This window comes from Streptomyces sp. NPDC019396 (genome assembly GCF_040632375.1).
Classification (GTDB): Bacteria; Actinomycetota; Actinomycetes; order Streptomycetales; family Streptomycetaceae; genus Streptomyces.
Genome location: NZ_JBEYBS010000024.1, coordinates 44502 through 60299 on the forward strand (window position 1 = coordinate 44502; position 15798 = coordinate 60299).

14 protein-coding genes and 1 pseudogene are annotated in these 15798 nt (G+C 71.4%); 3 read left to right on the top strand and 12 right to left on the bottom strand.

The genetic code is table 11. From position 1 onward, the window contains the following. Positions 1 to 44 precede the first annotated feature (44 nt). From ABZ532_RS24985 to ABZ532_RS24995, 3 genes are all read right to left on the bottom strand, one after another. On the bottom strand, positions 45 to 833 hold the full coding sequence (locus tag ABZ532_RS24985) for a polyprenol monophosphomannose synthase (protein WP_361287874.1): 789 nt from the start codon (positions 831 to 833) through the stop codon (positions 45 to 47). 624 nt (positions 834 to 1457) lie between these two features. Beyond that, a complete protein-coding gene (locus ABZ532_RS24990; RefSeq protein WP_361287877.1) occupies positions 1458 to 3080 on the bottom strand; it encodes an amidohydrolase in 1623 nt (540 codons plus the stop codon). Positions 3081 to 3089: 9 nt separating this feature from the next. Next, positions 3090 to 3530, bottom strand: a complete 441-nt coding sequence (locus ABZ532_RS24995; RefSeq protein ID WP_361287880.1) for an Lrp/AsnC family transcriptional regulator — start codon at positions 3528 to 3530, stop codon at positions 3090 to 3092. A 225-nt stretch (positions 3531 to 3755) separates the two neighbouring features. Here ABZ532_RS24995 and ABZ532_RS25000 point away from each other — a divergent pair. Then, a pseudogene (locus ABZ532_RS25000) lies at positions 3756 to 4183 on the top strand (hypothetical protein). Positions 4184 to 4549: 366 nt separating this feature from the next. Here the strand turns inward: ABZ532_RS25000 and ABZ532_RS25005 are convergent. The 3 genes from ABZ532_RS25005 to ABZ532_RS25015 form a co-directional block, all read right to left on the bottom strand. Then, complete coding sequence (locus ABZ532_RS25005; RefSeq protein WP_361287883.1) at positions 4550 to 5722, bottom strand: acyl-CoA dehydrogenase family protein; 1173 nt, start codon at positions 5720 to 5722, stop codon at positions 4550 to 4552. A 261-nt stretch (positions 5723 to 5983) separates the two neighbouring features. Continuing rightward, positions 5984 to 6124 (bottom strand): SCO1431 family membrane protein, encoded by a 141-nt coding sequence (locus tag ABZ532_RS25010; RefSeq protein ID WP_361288040.1) that lies wholly within the window; start codon positions 6122 to 6124, stop codon positions 5984 to 5986. Between the two features lie 120 nt (positions 6125 to 6244). Continuing rightward, complete coding sequence (locus ABZ532_RS25015) at positions 6245 to 7579, bottom strand: peptidase C39 family protein (protein WP_361287886.1); 1335 nt, start codon at positions 7577 to 7579, stop codon at positions 6245 to 6247. Positions 7580 to 7801: 222 nt separating this feature from the next. Here ABZ532_RS25015 and ABZ532_RS25020 point away from each other — a divergent pair, with 222 nt between their 5' ends. Beyond that, the gene (locus tag ABZ532_RS25020; protein WP_361287889.1) at positions 7802 to 8446 is read left to right on the top strand and encodes a hypothetical protein; all 645 of its coding nucleotides are present in this window, start codon (positions 7802 to 7804) and stop codon (positions 8444 to 8446) included. A gap of 360 nt (positions 8447 to 8806) precedes the next feature. Continuing rightward, positions 8807 to 10738 (top strand): AAA family ATPase, encoded by a 1932-nt coding sequence (locus tag ABZ532_RS25025; protein WP_361287892.1) that lies wholly within the window; start codon positions 8807 to 8809, stop codon positions 10736 to 10738. A gap of 99 nt (positions 10739 to 10837) precedes the next feature. Here the strand turns inward: ABZ532_RS25025 and ABZ532_RS25030 are convergent, their stop codons facing one another. From ABZ532_RS25030 to ribH, 6 genes are all read right to left on the bottom strand, one after another. Continuing rightward, positions 10838 to 11989, bottom strand: a complete 1152-nt coding sequence (locus tag ABZ532_RS25030) for a hemolysin family protein (protein ID WP_361287895.1) — start codon at positions 11987 to 11989, stop codon at positions 10838 to 10840. Beyond that, positions 11986 to 13329 carry a hemolysin family protein gene (locus tag ABZ532_RS25035; protein ID WP_361287898.1) on the bottom strand — a complete coding sequence of 448 codons (1344 nt, stop codon included), beginning with the start codon at positions 13327 to 13329 and terminating at the stop codon, positions 11986 to 11988. The genes ABZ532_RS25030 and ABZ532_RS25035 overlap by 4 nt, the downstream gene beginning before the upstream one ends. Before the next feature lie 183 nt (positions 13330 to 13512). After that, a complete protein-coding gene (locus ABZ532_RS25040; RefSeq protein ID WP_361287901.1) occupies positions 13513 to 13989 on the bottom strand; it encodes a PH domain-containing protein in 477 nt (158 codons plus the stop codon). Between the two features lie 44 nt (positions 13990 to 14033). Then, positions 14034 to 14882 carry an ATP phosphoribosyltransferase gene (gene hisG / locus ABZ532_RS25045; protein WP_361287904.1) on the bottom strand — a complete coding sequence of 283 codons (849 nt, stop codon included), beginning with the start codon at positions 14880 to 14882 and terminating at the stop codon, positions 14034 to 14036. A gap of 84 nt (positions 14883 to 14966) precedes the next feature. After that, the gene (locus ABZ532_RS25050; protein ID WP_351224319.1) at positions 14967 to 15239 is read right to left on the bottom strand and encodes a phosphoribosyl-ATP diphosphatase; all 273 of its coding nucleotides are present in this window, start codon (positions 15237 to 15239) and stop codon (positions 14967 to 14969) included. 33 nt (positions 15240 to 15272) lie between these two features. Beyond that, entirely contained in the window at positions 15273 to 15758 is a 486-nt protein-coding gene (gene ribH, locus ABZ532_RS25055) for a 6,7-dimethyl-8-ribityllumazine synthase (RefSeq protein ID WP_361287908.1), read from the bottom strand. Positions 15759 to 15798: the final 40 nt, after the last annotated feature.

A 15798-nucleotide genomic window follows, 5' to 3' on the forward strand; every position in this document is an offset into this window, starting at 1 on the left:
GTGTGCCTGGCCGCCCGCTCGGACGGCGTAAAGGAAGCAGCGGGTCAGGATGCGGGCGGCGCCTGCTTGGCCGGACGCCGGCCGAGCAGGCGGCTCGCTCGCGCGCTCACGCCCCAGGCGGTGACCCGCCACAGCGCCTCGACGAGGATGTCCTTGCTCATCTTGGAGTCGCCGCGCTCGCGCTCGACGAAGGTGATCGGGACCTCCACGACATGGAACCCGGCAGCGACCGCGCGGCGCGCGAGGTCGACCTGGAAGCAGTACCCCGCCGAGGCCACGTCGTCCAGGCCGAGGCCCTCCAGGGTCTCCTTGCGGAAGGCGCGGAAGCCGCCGGTGACGTCGCGGATCGGGACATCGAGCAGAACGCGCGAGTAGAGGCTGCCGCCCCGGGAGATGAACTCGCGGGACTTGGGCCAGTTCACGATCCGGCCACCGGGCACCCAGCGGGAGCCCAGGACGAGATCGGCGCCCTTGAGCGCGGTGAGCAGCCGGGGCAGCTCCTCGGGCTGGTGGGACCCGTCGGCGTCCATCTCGACGAGGACTCCGTAGCCGTGTTCGATTCCCCAGCGGAAGCCCGCGAGATAGGCCGCACCGAGGCCCTCCTTGCCCTTCCGGTGCAGTACGTGCACCTGGGCGTCCTCGCCTGAGAGCTCATCGGCGATCTTGCCGGTGCCGTCCGGGCTGTTGTCGTCGGCCACCAGGATGTCCGCATCCGGCACCTCGGCGCGCACCCGGGAGACGATCGGCTCGATGTTCTCGGCCTCGTTGTAGGTGGGGATGATCACCAAGGCTTTGCCGAGCGGGCCGTACCGCCTCTGACCACCGTCGTTCACTACTGCCCCTTTGACGTCACTACGCAGAGACCCACCATAGCGAGCGTCGGCGACACGGCCACGTCGGCACGGGGCCGAAGGACCCCAGGGGGGTGCCGCGGGCCGGTGCAGGCCATGGATATGCACCGGAAGATCCTGATCGCGACGGAATCGGTCTCCGTGACGCGATGGGGCGCAGCGGGGTGGGGACGGGTCGGAACCCGGCGTCCTTCGGGCCGGCCCGGGACCCGCTGGCTGCGGGTCGCCCGAATGCCGTTGTCTACTGAACGCCGGGCCCCACCCGGGTCACACCTTCCCCCGAGCTCCTGCCGGACTGGGGGGACCCGCCACCGGCCGCGGCCTTCCCTCGCCCCCGAGGCGCGGACGCTGAACCTGGCTCCCAGCGGCGGTGCGCCGAAGCGGCACACCACCCCATGACCCAGCGGCGTTCGACGACTGCGTGGAAGCTCCGACCGGTCGGACGTCCTGTGGTGGACTCGGCCGAACCTACCGGCCCCCTGCGGCACTCTGTCAACAGTCGTGCCATCTGCGACGATTGGCCGATTCGGCTGGTCGGGCGCGAAGATCCGCAGGTGGCGCCCGAGCCGTTCGGCACATGGAGCAGCAGTACGAATAATCCCGATCTCACTCGTTAGGCCGCATATAGACCGTCTGTCCGAACACGACGGTGCGCAGACAGACCGGGAGGGCCGTGCCCGGGGTGAGATCGGGCAGGCCGGGGGTGCCGGAGCGGGGGTCAGTTGACCATCGGGCGACCCGGTCGTCGGGAGCCTGGACGACGAGCTCACCCGTACGCCAGATCGCGTAGTCCGCGGGCGCGCCGGGCACCAGGGTGCCGGCGTCGTCCCGCCCGATCGCCCGCCAGCCGCCCCGGGTGTGGGCCGTGAACGCGGCCCGCACCGAGATCCGGTGCTCCGGGGTGTGGTGGAAGGCGGCGGCGCGCACCGTCCCCCAGGGATCGAGTGGGGTCACCGGGCTGTCGGAGCCGAATGCCAGCGGCACACCGGCACGCAGCAGCGCCGCATACGGGTTGAGGGTGCGCGCCCTCTCGATGCCCAGGCGCTGGGCGTACATCCCCGTGTCGCCGCCCCACGCGGCGTCGAAGGCGGGCTGCACGGAGGCGGTCAGCCCCAGTTCGGCGAAGGCGGCGATGGTCTCGGGGGTGAGCATTTCGGCGTGCTCCACGCGGTGCCGGGCGGCGCGCACCCCGGCGAGGCCGAGCACGTCGGCGGCGGCCCGGACGCCCTCGACCACCTTGCTGATGGCGTGGTCGCCGATCGCGTGGAATCCGGCCTGGATCCCGGCCTCGGTACACGCGGTGACATGAGCGGCCACGACGGCCGCGTCGAGGTGGGCGACCCCGGAGTGCGCGGCGTCGGCGTACGGCTCGTGGAGGCAGGCCGTGTGCGAGCCGAGCGAGCCGTCGGCGAAGAGGTCACCTGCGGCGCCCGCCGCGCCGAGCGCGTGTGCCCGCTCCACGTCCGTGTCGGCCCAGTAGCCGACGACCCGGGGACCGTGTCCCTCTGCCGCGGTCTTCAGCAGGCCGGTGAAGTCGTCCTCGGACGAGATCTCGGGCCCCGCGCACTCATGGACGGTGCCGATGCCGAGCGAGGCCGCGTGCCGCAGCGCCAGGCGCTGGGCCCCGGCGCGCTGTTCCGTGGACACGGCCGCGTAGGCGGCGGAGCGCACGGCGTGGTGGGCGTCCCCGGTGAGCGGTTCGCCGTCACGGAAGCCGCTCATGGCGCGCACTCCGGGCACCAGGTCGAGCAGTGCGGTGGTGACCACCGCGGAGTGGACGTCGATCCGGGTGAGGTAGAGCGGCCGGCCCCCGGTGAGCTCATCGAGCTCGGCCCGCAGGGGCGGGCGTTGCCCGGGCCAGCGCGCGGCGTCCCAGCCGTGTCCGATGAGGATGCGGTCGGCGGGCCGCGCCGCCGCGTAGGCGCGGATGCGTTCGGCCGCCTCGGCGAGCGAGCGGGCATCCGAGAGATCGAGTCCGGAGAGTGCGAGACCGGTCGCCGTGGTGTGCACATGGGCGTCCACGAACGCGGGGGTGACCAGGGCGCCCTCCAGGTCCACGACCTCGTCCACGCCGGACGCGAAGGCGTCCGCCGCCCCCTCCGAGCCCACCCAGGCGATGTGCCCCCGCTCGACGACCATGGCCGTCGCGAAGGGATCGGCGGGGCTGTGTACGTCTCCGCCGCGCAGCAGCACGGTGCGGTGTTCGCCCGGGGGCACGCTCTCACTCATGGGAACAGCCTAGATACGCGGGGGCCGCGCCTCGTACGGGGTGGACAGGACCACGGTCGTACGGGTCGAGACTCCCGCCAGCGAGCGGATCTGACCGAGCAGCTCCTCCAGCTCGATCGGGCTGCCGACGCGCACCTTGAGGATGTAGTTCTCGTCCCCGGCCACGCTGTGGCAGGCCTCGATCTCGGGTACCCCGGCGAGCCGTTCCGCGATGTCGTCGGGGGCGCTGGGATCAAAGGGCTTCACCGAGATGAACGCCGTCAGCGGCAGGCCGACCTCTTCCGGGTCCACGACGGCGGCGTATCCGCGGATGACACCGCGCTGCTCGAGCCGTCGCACGCGCTGGTGCACCGCCGAGGTGGACAGGCCCGTGGCCTTGCCCAGGTCGGTATAGCTCATGCGCCCGTCCTTGACGAGCAACTCGACGATCTGACGATCCAGCTCCTCCATGCGGATCAACCTATTCCCCCAGGCGGTTTCCAGCACAGTCGGCCACCTCGTACGGGGCCGGAAAACCCTCTGCGGCAGGCGCTCCCGGATGCCGTGTGACGAATGCCACAAGATGGTGGCCGTGTCCTTCGAGGCCTCACGGTTATCCAGGGAGCCGCGAGGGAAGTGCTTGGTGTGGTCGAGGCCGCATCTGCCTGGTCGGCCCACCCGAGGGGGAGATTCTCCATGCACAGTGTGAAGCGCTCCGGACGCACCGAACCGGAGCCCGTTGATTTCGTCGGCTCTGACTGCGACAACCCGGACAGGGCGGGAAGCGCGGACGACTACGACACCTTCGACACCTTCGAGATGTACCGGGTGATCTGCCCGGACTGCGCCCAGCCGATCGCGCTCCTGGCCGACGAGGACGCCCTCCCGGAGCACGCGATGCCCCGACGCCGTGGAATCCGTTCGTGCTGTCCGTGTGCGCGGGCACCGGCCGGCCCGCCGCGGACGCCGGCCCCGCCGACGAGTCGCTGGAGGTCCAGGAGCAGGACACCGCGCTGCTGCTGACGCTCCCCCAGGGCCTCGACTGGCGGATGCAGCCCTTCTCGCACGTCGGCGGCCCGGGCTCGCGCCCGATCAAGACCCCGCCGGCGCGTCGCGCGGCCTGAAGCGGCCCCGCGGATCACCCACTCCCCCTGCACCATGGCGCCGAGTCCCCGTGGTGCAGGGCAGGTGCCGCCCCACCTCGCGACGGGGACAGCACGAACTGGCTCTCGCATCGGTCAGACGGTGACCCCGCAGGGCCGACGCGCGTTCTTGGGGCATGACCCCTCAGCACTCCACGGGCGGCACCGGCCGCCGGCGGCTGATGACACCACACGCCGAAGAATCGGTTCCGCGGTCGGTGGATCCGCCCATCTACCGTGATCTGATGCGCAACTGGGCGAAGGCCGGCCGGACCCTGCCGGGCCGCCGCGACCAGGAATGGAACAGGCTGACTGCAGCCCCGACCTGGACGCGGCAGACCGTATGGGTCAGCGGGACTCTGGCCCCGCAAGGTGACGGGCGATGACCATCCGCTGGATCTGGTTGGTCCCTTCGACGATCTGGAGCACCTTGGCCTCGCGCATGAGCCGCTCGGCCGGGAAGTCGGCGGTGTAGCCGTAGCCGCCCAGTATCTGCACCGCGTCGGTGGTCACCTGCATGGCCGCGTCCGTGCAGAACAGCTTGGCCATGGCGGCCTGCCGGGAGTACGGCTTACCCGCGTCCCGCAGCCGGGCGGCGGCCAGGTACAGCGAGCGGCCTGCCTCGACCTTGGTCGCCATGTCGGCCAGCATGAAGCGCAGTCCCTGGAAATCCGCGATGGGACGGCCGAACTGCCGCCTGCTCGTGGCGTATGCGAGCGCCTCGTCCAGCGCCGCCTGGGCCACACCGACAGCGCATGCGGCGATACCGAGGCGCCCCGCGTCCAGTGCCGCCAGCGCGATCGCGAAGCCCTGGCCCTCTTCGCCGATGCGGCGGGCGTCCGGGACGTGCACACCGTCGAAGTGCAGCTGGGCGGTCGGGGAGCCCTTCATCCCCATCTTCTTCTCGGGTGCCGCGGCGCTCAGCCCCACGGCGTCGCCCGGCACCAGGTAGGCCGTGATCCCGCGCGGACCCTCGCCGCCCGAGCGGGCGAGCAGGGTGTAGAAGTCCGCGACCCCGCCGTGCGTGATCCACGCCTTGGTGCCGTTGATGACCCAGTCGTCACCGTCGCGCACGGCCTTGGTGCGCAGTGACGCGGCGTCCGAGCCGGACGACGGCTCGGAGAGGCAGTACGCGCCGAGTAGTCCGCCGCCCAGCATCGCCGGCAGGAAGTCGGCCTGCTGCTGCTTGGTTCCGTAGTTGGCCAGGGCATGGCAGGCCAGGGAGTGCACGCTGACGCCGAGACCGACGGTGAGACGGGCGGCGGCGAGCTCTTCGAGCACCTGGAGGTAGACCTCGTACGGCTGGTCTCCGCCGCCGAACTCGGAGTCGTACGGCAGTCCGAGCAGTCCGGACTCGGAGAGCAGCGTGAAGGTGTCGCGCGGGAAGACGCCCGCTTCCTCTTCCTCGGCGGCGCGGGGGGCGATCTCCCGCTGGACGAGTTCGCGGACCAGGGCGATGAGGTCCCTGGACTCCTCGGTGGGCAGTATGCGGTCCACCGGCTGCGGGGCGCGGTCGGGCATTGCGGCGCTCTCCTCCCTGTCGGGCGCTACGGCGGCGCGCGCGGGGTGGGACGGGCGCCGCCGGATGTCACCTGGTGCGCCGATGCTGCCCTCCCGGATCACGGAAGTGGCTGACCAGCGGCTGTGGCGGGATGAGTATGCCCGATCGGAGGGCGTCCGTCACTCGTCGGCCGGGCCGCCTGCCTGCGGCTGAGTGAGCTCCTGCCCGCGCTGAGTGGGCTGACGGATCCGTCGGAGGGGACCGCAGAGGGCCGGAGAAGGTCAGAGCAGACCGGTCTGGGTGACCAGCATGGCGATGACGACCACGAGGGTCCAGCCCAGGATGTGCTCAAGGATCTTGGGACCGTTGTCCTCGGGGCCTCCGGTGCGGGCCCGGGTGCGGGTTGCGGTGGTCGCGGTCATGGCGTCTCGCTCGGTCGTCGTCGCGGTCATGGCCCCCCGGCCTGGCCGGACCAGGGTGCCAGCCGGGCCGCTGTGGGGCAGTGACCGCTGTCACTGCCCCACAGCGGGCGCAGCGTCGCGTCAGTGGATGCCGAGGGCGGCGAGGGCGCTGCGCTGGGCGGCGGTCGGGGACTCGGGCCAGTAGAGGTAGCAGACGCCGCCTGTGCCGGAGACCACCTTTCCGCCGGCGTTGTGGCGCTTGGAGCGCAGCCAGATGTTCTCCCACTCGCGCCGCCGGTAGACCCTGCGGACGGCCGGGTTGCTGGGCGATGCCGGATCGTTCGCGATCACATCACCCCCGGCGGTGAAGCCGATGGCGGTCATCAGATGGCCCGCGGTCCCGTACCCGGCCCCGGTGAGCTCCTGCTTGAGGAACGACTGCGAGGTGATGACCGGGATCCCGGCCCTTACGAGGCTCTCGAGCTCGGTGAGCGACTGGAGACGGGTCACCACGCCGTTCAGCCCCCGGTAGGTCGCGGCGTAGGCGGCGTTGAAGGGCCAGTTCCCGCAGCCCTCGTACTGGTGGTCGAACGTGTAGCGGGCCGCCTGGCAGACCTGCGGGTCGGCGAAGTCGGGATCGACCCAGGCGAGGTCCTTCGCGGTGGGCCTCCGGCCCCAGTACTCGATGATCATCTGTGAGGAGGTGGGGCTGCACCAGGCCTCGCCGCCGTTGTCGTACTCGGGGTACTGGCCGAGGTGCGTGTTCTGCGAGTAGCGCGGCACGATCAGCTCGCGCACGAGGCCGGGCGTGGAGGGGGGCACGGTGAAGCGGTCCGGGACGGCCGAGGACATCGCTCCGACGCGCCACACCGTCGGGGTGCGGGTGGTGCCCGGAGTGCGGTAGAGGGTGAGCCGCAGCCGGTAGGAGGCGATCCGCAGGCCGCTCGCCGGGGAGTTCACGGAGAGGGTGTCCGTCGAAACGCTGGTCTTGCCGTCGCTCTGCCCATCCACGGAGGTACGGCGGATGTCGGCTTCGCCGGACGCCCAGCGGCCCATGATGTACCAGGGCATCGCCGTGCCGTCCGAGTAGGTGCCCGACACGTCCGCCTGCAACCAGGTGCCGGCCGGGGTGTGGGCGTTCCAGGAGACGATGATCTCGCTCGCGGGCACGCCGGGGCGGTGCGGGGCCGAGGTCCAGCTGGCGCACTCCCAGGCGCTCGTCCGACCGGTGTGCGGGTCGCGGTAGGTGGTCCGGCGGACGGGCGAGCCGATGACCACACCCGGGCGGGCTCCGGCGACGACACGGGTGCCCGCGGTGGACCCGCCGGACCAGTCGGCGTGGGTGGCCCAGAAGCGGTTGTCCACGTGCCGGGCGGCGGCGGCCGCCTCGGGTGCGGCCGACGGGACGCCGCCCGCTCCGGCCGCGGCGGCGAGGGCGGCGGTGAGGACGGTTCTGCGCGAAGCGGCTCCGGTCATGGGATCTCCGTCTTGTGAGCAGGACAGTCGGGCGCGTCAGGGCAGTCGGGGCGCACGGGCCGGGAGCGCGGCGCCGGTGCCACTATCCCGGGTCAGCGGGTGCTTCCGTCCCCTTCGGCCCGGGACGCGCACGGCGCCACCCGAACGACGGGGTGCACAGCGGCTCCGCACCCGCGTGATCCGGGGGCGTGACGCACGCGGGCGCACCGTAGGGTGAGCCCTGTGAATTCCGGCGCCCGTCTCGATTTCGGCCGCGCCGCAGCGGGGCTGCGCACTCTTGAGCCGTCGTGCGGCCCGGTACGGCTGGTCGCGGTCGACGGACACGCCGGCTCCGGCAAGAGCACCTTCACGGCGCAGCTCGCCGGGGCCCTCGGGGGCGCCCCGGTGCTGCATCTCGACGACATCGCCACGCACGCCGAGCTCTTCGCCTGGACGGGCCGTTTGCTCGGTCAGGTCATCGAACCCCTGTCGCAGGGCCGCCGCGCGCGCTACGAGCCCTACGACTGGAACCTGCGACGCTTCGGACCACCGCGTGTGCTCGACCCTGCACCGGTCGTGCTCGTCGAGGGGGTCGGGGCCGGCCGGCGCGCGCTGCGCCCCCATCTCGCACGCCTCCTCTGGATGGACCGGGAGCGGGGGAAGTCCTGGGCTCGCGGCCGTCTCCGCGACGGTCCGGCGCTCACCGAGTTCTGGGACGCGTGGACCGCGGCGGAGACACGCCATTTCGCCGATGACCCTTCGCGCCCCTTCGCCGACACTGTGGTGCGGGAGTGTTCCGAGGGATACGAGTGGCGCCCGGGACCTGGTATGACAGCGAGCACGAGTCAGTTCCTCACCGAAAGTGATCGGCTTCAGCCACCGTACTGAGCAGTCGGAAATCGGCCGTGGTGAGTGCCTCAACTCCGCTTGACCCAAGGGCCATACAGGTCTTACGTTCTCAATGTGCGGCTTTACGAAGTCGCCCGGACGCGAAGCCCCCGGTTGTTCCCCCGTGATCGGGGGCTTCGTTCTGCCCGCACACCCAGCGCCCCGGCACGGCTTCCGACCCCCCGCGCTCACCCTGGGTCACCATCTGGCCGCCGCCCGCGTCACCCTTATTCACCTGCTCCTGCGCAGGTACGATGCACCTCAGTGCGGTCAATTCCCGTCCGCGACACGGTGGTTCAGCACGCTCCGACGGGCGCCCGCCCGGCGGGAGGGCACGGGGGCACATATGTGGGGGACCGGATGGACATCGGCACGCAGGGCTCGACGGCCCCGGCCGACCTCGCCTGGTTGCGTGGCGTGGACGCCTACACCATGGGCGCGTACCCACAGGCGGAAGAGGAGTTCAGAGCCGCGGTCCGGAGCGACCCGGGAATGGCGGACGGCTGGCTCGGTCTGCACGCCTTACGCGTCGACACCACGACGGCGCTGCTGCGGATGTACCGCCACCAGGAGCGCTTCGGCGAGCAGCGCGCCCGGCACCGGCGCACGCTGAACTCCTGGTACTGGCTGGGCTGGTGGGTGCAGCCGGTGCTGGAGAGCCCCCGCGATCTGCTGCTCGCGCATGCCTCGCACTGGCTGGACGGCCGCCATGTCCCCGAGCTCGACCGGGCGCTCGCCGGGCTGCCGCCCGTCGACACGGACCCCCAGGTGCGCTTCCTGCACGCCTGCCGTGCGTATCTGGTCAAGGACTGGGAGCAGCTCGTCCGGCATACGGAAACCCTCGTCAACGACCCCCTGCTGGGCATCGAGGCGGGGTTGTTCGGGGGCATGGCCCGGGTGCGGCTGGAGATGTACGGGCAGGCCGAGCCTCTGCTGTCGGCGGCGCTCATGCGCTGCCGCAGCGAGCAGCCGCAGCGCAAGGAGCTGCGCTACTGGCTGGCCCGTGCCCACGAGGGCACCGGGCGGACCGCAGCCGCGCTGCCGTTGTACCGGGCGGTGCACCGGGTCGATCCGGCGTTCATGGACACCTCGGCGCGACTGGCCGCGATAGCCGAGTACGACAGCGGCGGCAGCTTCGACGGGATGGACGACTTCGAGGGGCCGGGCGGACCGGCCGGGCTCGCCGCGGTCTCCCTCGCGGGCTCGGGCTACGGTCAGGACACGGTCGACGGCCCGCCCGCCGAAGCGGAGGCGCCGCTCGGGTCCGAGCCGCGCTTCGGCGGTGAGCAGCAGCCGCAGTACGGCGGGCCGGTCCCGGCCGCACCGGTCCCGGGCGTACGGGAGAAGCAGGGCGTCCCCGCCCAGTCGGCGCCGCCCACGTACCCCTCCGGGCCCACGGACCCCGCGCTGCTCGCCGAAGCACTGGCGGAGCTGGAGCGGATGGTGGGCCTGGAACCGGTGAAGCGGCAGGTGAAGGCGCTGTCCGCGCAGCTGGAGATGGCCCGGCTGAGGGCAGGCCAGGGGCTGCCGGTCCAGCCGCCCAAGCGTCACTTCGTCTTCTCCGGGCCGTCCGGCACCGGCAAGACGACCGTGGCGCGCATCCTCGGCCGGGTGTTCTACGCCCTCGGGCTGCTCGGCGGTGACCATCTGGTGGAGGCGCAGCGGTCCGACCTGGTGGGTGAGTTCCTCGGGCAGACCGCCGTGAAGGCCAATGAACTGATCGACTCCGCGCTCGGCGGGGTGCTGTTCGTGGACGAGGCGTACTCACTCTCGAACAGCGGCTACAGCAAGGGCGACGCTTACGGCGACGAGGCCCTCCAGGTCCTGCTGAAGCGGGCCGAGGACAACCGCGACCATCTGGTGGTGATCCTCGCGGGCTATCCCGAGGGCATGGACCGGTTGCTCGCCGCGAATCCCGGGCTGTCCTCGCGGTTCACGACCCGGGTGGACTTCCCTTCGTACCGCCCGCTGGAGCTGACGGCGATCGGCGAGGTGCTCGCCGCCGCCAATGGCGACGGCTGGGACGAGGAGGCGATCGAAGAGCTGTGCTCGATCAGCGGGCACGTGGTCGACCAGGGCTGGATCGACGAGCTCGGCAACGGGCGCTTTCTGCGGACGCTGTACGAGAAGAGCTGCGCCTACCGCGATCTGCGCCTCACCGGCTACCCGGGCACCCCGACCCGCGACGATCTGGCGACGCTGCGGCTGCCCGATCTGATGCAGGCCTACGGGGAGGTCCTGTCGGGCCGGGGTCCCGCGGACCGCGGCCCGCAGGAACCCGCGGGGCCGTGAGCCGGGCGAGCCGACCTCACAGGAGCAGGAGCAGGAGCGGGGCCCCGCTCCTGCTCCTGCTCCTGCTCCTGCTCCTGCTCCTGCTAGGACTCCGCCGGCTCAGCGGGCCGGTGTCTCCGTACCCAGGTACCCCCATACCGCGTCCGCCGGGACCACCGGCCCGCCCCCGGGATGGGGGGCAAGGACCGGCCCGGTCACCGGGCGGCGCGGGGCGGGGGCGGCCCGGTGCGCCGGGTCGCGTACCTCACCGACCAGCGTCTCCAGCACGTCCTCCATCGCCACCAGGCCCAGCACCCGGCCAGACCCGTCGGCGACCTGCGCAAGATGGGTGGCGGCGCGGCGCATCACGGTCAGGGCGTCGTCCAGAGGGAGCTCCGCGCGCAGGGTGGCCATGGGGCGCCATACGCGCTGGGGCACGGCCCGGTCGTCCTCCTCGAGGTCGAGGACGTCCTTGACATGGAGGTAGCCCATGAAGGGCCCACTGCCCTCGCCCCTGATCGGGAAGCGCGAGTAGCCCGTGCGTACGGTGAGCTCCTCGATCTGCCGGGGAGTCACCGACGGCGGCACCGTCACCAGCGACGCCCGGGCGATGAGGACGTCCGTCACCGGGCGGCTGCCCAGCTCCAGGGCGTCTTCGAGGCGCTCCTGCTCCTCCGGGTCGAGCAGACCGGCCTGGCCTGCGTCCTCGACCAGCTGGCCCAGCTGGTCGCTGGTGAACACGGCCTCGACCTCGTCCTTGGGCTCGACCCGGAACAGCTTCAGCACGACCCGGGCACACGCCCCGAGCCCCACGGTCACCGGGCGGCACAGCCGGGCGAAGCCGACCAGAGCCGGGCCCAGCCACAGCGCGGTCCTCTCCGGGGCGGCCATCGCCAGGTTCTTCGGGACCATCTCACCGATGACGAGGTGCAGGAAGACCACGACGGCCAGCGCGATGACATAGCCCAGTGGGTGGATCAGGGCGTCGGGTACGTGGACGGTGTGGAAGAGAGGCTCCAGCAGATGCGCCACGGTCGGCTCGGCCACCGCGCCGAGCGTCAGCGAGCAGACCGTGATGCCGAACTGTGCGGCGGCCATCATCTGCGGCAGGTTCTCCAGGCCGTGCAGCACCTGCCGGGCCCGTGCCGAGCCCCCGGTGGCCAGCGGTTCGATCTGGCTCCGCCGCACCGACACCAGGGCGAACTCGGCTCCGACGAAGAAGCCGTTGGCCAGTACGAGGAGCACGGCGAACATCAGTTGGAGCAGGCTCACCGGGCCACCTCCATGACGGCCGGGACCTCGACGGTGCGCACCAGCTTGACGCGCTCCGCCCGGTAGCGGTCCACCTGCCGTACGGAGAGTTTCCAGCCGGGCAGCTCCGCCTTGTCGCCCGGAGCGGGGATGCGGCCGAGCAGGTCGGCCACGAGACCGGCGACGGTCTCGTAGGGACCGTCGGGCACATCGAGTCCTATCCGCCGCAGGGTGAGCACCCGGCAGCTGCCGTCGGCCTCCCAGGCGGGCCTGCCGTCCTCCGGCGCGACCGGGGCCAGCTCGGGCCGCTCGTCGGCCTCGTGCACGTCGTGTTCGTCGCGGACCTCGCCGACGAGTTCCTCGACGATGTCCTCCAGGGTGACGACACCGGCCGTGCCGCCGTACTCGTCGACGACGACGGCGATGGGCTGCTCGCTGCGCAGCCGCTCCAGCAGCGTACGCACCGGGAGGGTCTCCGGCACCAGCAGGGGCGGCACCGCGATACGGCCGACCGGGGTACGCAGGCGCGCGTGGGCCGGTACGGCGAGCGCGTTCTTGAGGTGGACCATGCCGACGATCTCGTCGATGCGCTCGTGATAGACGGGGAAGCGGGAGAGCCCGGTGGCCCGGGTGAGGTTGAGCACGTCCGCCGCGGTGGCGTCGGACTGGAGAGCGCTCATCTTCACCCGTGGCGTCATCACGTTCTGGGCGGTCAGATGGCCCAGCGAGAGGGTCCGTACGAAGAGGTCGGCCGTGTCCTGCTCCAGTGCGCCGGCGCGGGCCGAGTGATGGGCGAGGGAGACCAGTTCGCCGGGGGTGCGGGCCGATGCCAGCTCATCGGCCGGTTCGACGCCCAGCGTCCGCACCAGCCGGTTGGCGACGGAGTTGAGCAGGGCGATCACCGGCCGGAAGAGGGCGGAGAAACGGTGCTGCGGACCGGCCACGAACCGGGCGACCTGGAGCGGCCGGGAGACCGCCCAGTTCTTCGGGACGAGCTCGCCGACGACCATCTGGACCGCTGAAGCCAGCAGCATGCCTATGACCACGGCGACACCGGACACGGCACCCGCGGGTATGCCCACCGCGGCCAGCGGCCCGCTCAGCAGCTCGGCGAGTGCGGGCTCGGCGAGCATGCCGACGACCAGGGAGGTGATGGTGATGCCGAGCTGGGTGCCGGACAGCTGGAACGACAGCTCGCGCAGGGCGCGTACGACGCCGTGGGCACGGCGGTCGCCTTCGGCCGCGGCGCGCTCCGCGTCCGCGCGCTCGACCGTGACAAGACCGAACTCGGCCGCCACGAAGAAGCCGTTCGCGAGGATCAGCAGGAATGCCGCACAGAGCAGCAGTAGCGGGGTGGTCATGCCGCCGCCTCAGGTGAGGGGGCGGCGCAGGTACTACCGGACGATCCGTCCATTGCCGGAGGGAGTCACTCCTCGGGTCGTAGGTGCCTCACGGGCCATTGGCGGCCGCGCGGGTACGAGGCGGAGGTGCACCCGGCACCTCCGCGTCAAGGGTAATCATGCCCCTGCCCCGCGGGGCAGGCCTCAGTCGTGCTCCGTGCCGGAGCCACGCGTGTCGGCGAGGGCCCGCAGGGCCCGTGCGTCGCGGATCGCGTGGTGCCGGGCGATTCCGGGCTGGATGCCGAGCACGGGCAGGCTGCTGCCGTCACTCAGATCGAGGAACACCCAGGGGTCACCCGGACGGAGGTTGACACGGAGGATCTCGGCCCAGTCAAGCCGTCGGCGGCGTGTGAGGTTGACCACGGTCACCCCCTGTTCGTCCGCGACGACCTTGGGACGGCTGAGGAGGGCCAGCACCGCGAAGAAGAGCAGCGCGATGAAGACGAAGCTGATCCGCTCCCCCGTGCTGAGCTTCTCCAGGGCGAACGCGACCGCGGTGATGACGGCGAACATCACCACGCCCACGGTCAGCAGGACCGCCCGGGTGCGGGTCGGCCTGAAGGTGACCGGGAGTGCGGGGAGTTCCTGCTGGTCGGCTGATGACGAGGATGACGAAGACATGAGGTCCGCTGTGCTCTCTGCGCTGTTCCGGGCTCGGGGCGCTGTCAGAGGCGGCAGGCGTGGATCGCCGTGGTGAGGATGGCCCGGGCTCCCAGCGCGTACAGGTCGTCCATGACGCGCTGCGCCTCCTTGGCGGGGACCATGGCGCGCACGGCCACCCAGCCCTCGTGGTGCAGCGGGGAGACGGTCGGCGACTCGAGGCCCGGGGTGAGGCCGACGGCCTGCTCCAGGTGCTCGACCCGGCAGTCGTAGTCCATCATCACGTAGGAGCGGGCGACCAGGACGCCCTGGAGGCGGCGCAGGAACTGCTCGACCTTCGGGTCGTCGGCGTCCGCCCCGGTGCGGCGGATGACCACGGCCTCGGAGGTGAGGATCGGCTCGCCGATCACGGCCAGGCCCGCGTTGCGCAGGCTGGTGCCGGTCTCCACGACATCGGCGATGATCTGGGCGACGCCGAGCTCGATCGCGGTCTCGACGGCGCCGTCGAGGTGCACCACGGATGCGTCGATGCCGTTGTCCGCGAGGTGCTTGGCCACGATGCCCTCGTAGGAGGTGGCGATCGTCAGCCCGCCGAAGTCCTCCACGCCGGACGCGGTGCCGGGCTTGGTGGCGTAGCGGAAGGTGGAGCGGGCGAAGCCGAGTTCGAGGATCTCCTCGGCACCGGCGCCCGAGTCGAGGAGCAGGTCCCGGCCGGTGATGCCGATGTCGAGGCGGCCCGAGCTGACGTAGATCGCGATGTCGCGCGGACGCAGGTAGAAGAACTCGACCTCGTTGTCCGGGTCGACCAGCACGAGCTCCTTGGAGTCCTTGCGCTGGAGGTAGCCCGCCTCATGGAGCATCTCCCCCGCAGGTCCGGACAGTGAACCCTTGTTGGGGACGGCGATGCGCAGCATGAGGTGGGCTTCCTTCGGTGCGTAGTGACGTACGTCGTGCGTGGGTGATGCGTCAGTGGTGTGGGAGTAAGGAATCGGGTCTGCTCAGAGGTGGGCGTAGACGTCGTCCAGGGAGATCCCCCGGGCGACCATCATCACCTGGACGTGGTACAGCAGCTGGGAGATCTCCTCGGCTGCCGCCTCCTTGCCCTCGTACTCGGCTGCCATCCATACCTCGGCGGCCTCCTCGACGACCTTCTTGCCGATGGCATGGACGCCCTTGTCCACGAGCTCGGCGGTGCGGGAGGTGGCGGGGTCGCCGTTGGCTGCCTTGTGCTGGAGCTCGACGAAGAGCTCCTCGAACGTCTTCTTGGACATGGTGGTCCCACCCTACGCGGAAGTGGGTCCGCCTCAGCGCCAGGGTTCAGATACTGAACGGAGGGTCGCGGCGGTGGCGACCGCAGCGGTCACCGCCTCGTGTCCCTTGTCCTCGTTGGAGCCCTCCAGACCGGCGCGGTCGAGGGCCTGCTCCTCGGTGTCGCAGGTGAGCACCCCGAAGCCGACGGGGACGCCCGTGTCCACGGAGACCTGGGTCAGGCCCTGGGCGACGCCCTGGCACACGTACTCGAAGTGGGGCGTGCCGCCGCGGATGACGACACCGAGCGCCACGATCGCGTCATAGCCGCGGCCCGCGAGCACCTTGGCCACGACGGGCAGCTCGAAGCTGCCGGGGACCCGCAGCACGGTCGGCTCGTCGATGCCCAGCTCGTGCAGGGCGCGCAGGGCTCCGTCGACGAGGCCGTCCATGATCTTCTCGTGCCACTGGGCCGCGATGACGGCCACGCGGAGGTCTCCGCAGTTGCGTACGGACAGTTCGGGTGCGCCCTTGCCGCTCACGTTTCTCCTTGGTTCTCGGGTGGTGCCGTTGGTGCTGTCT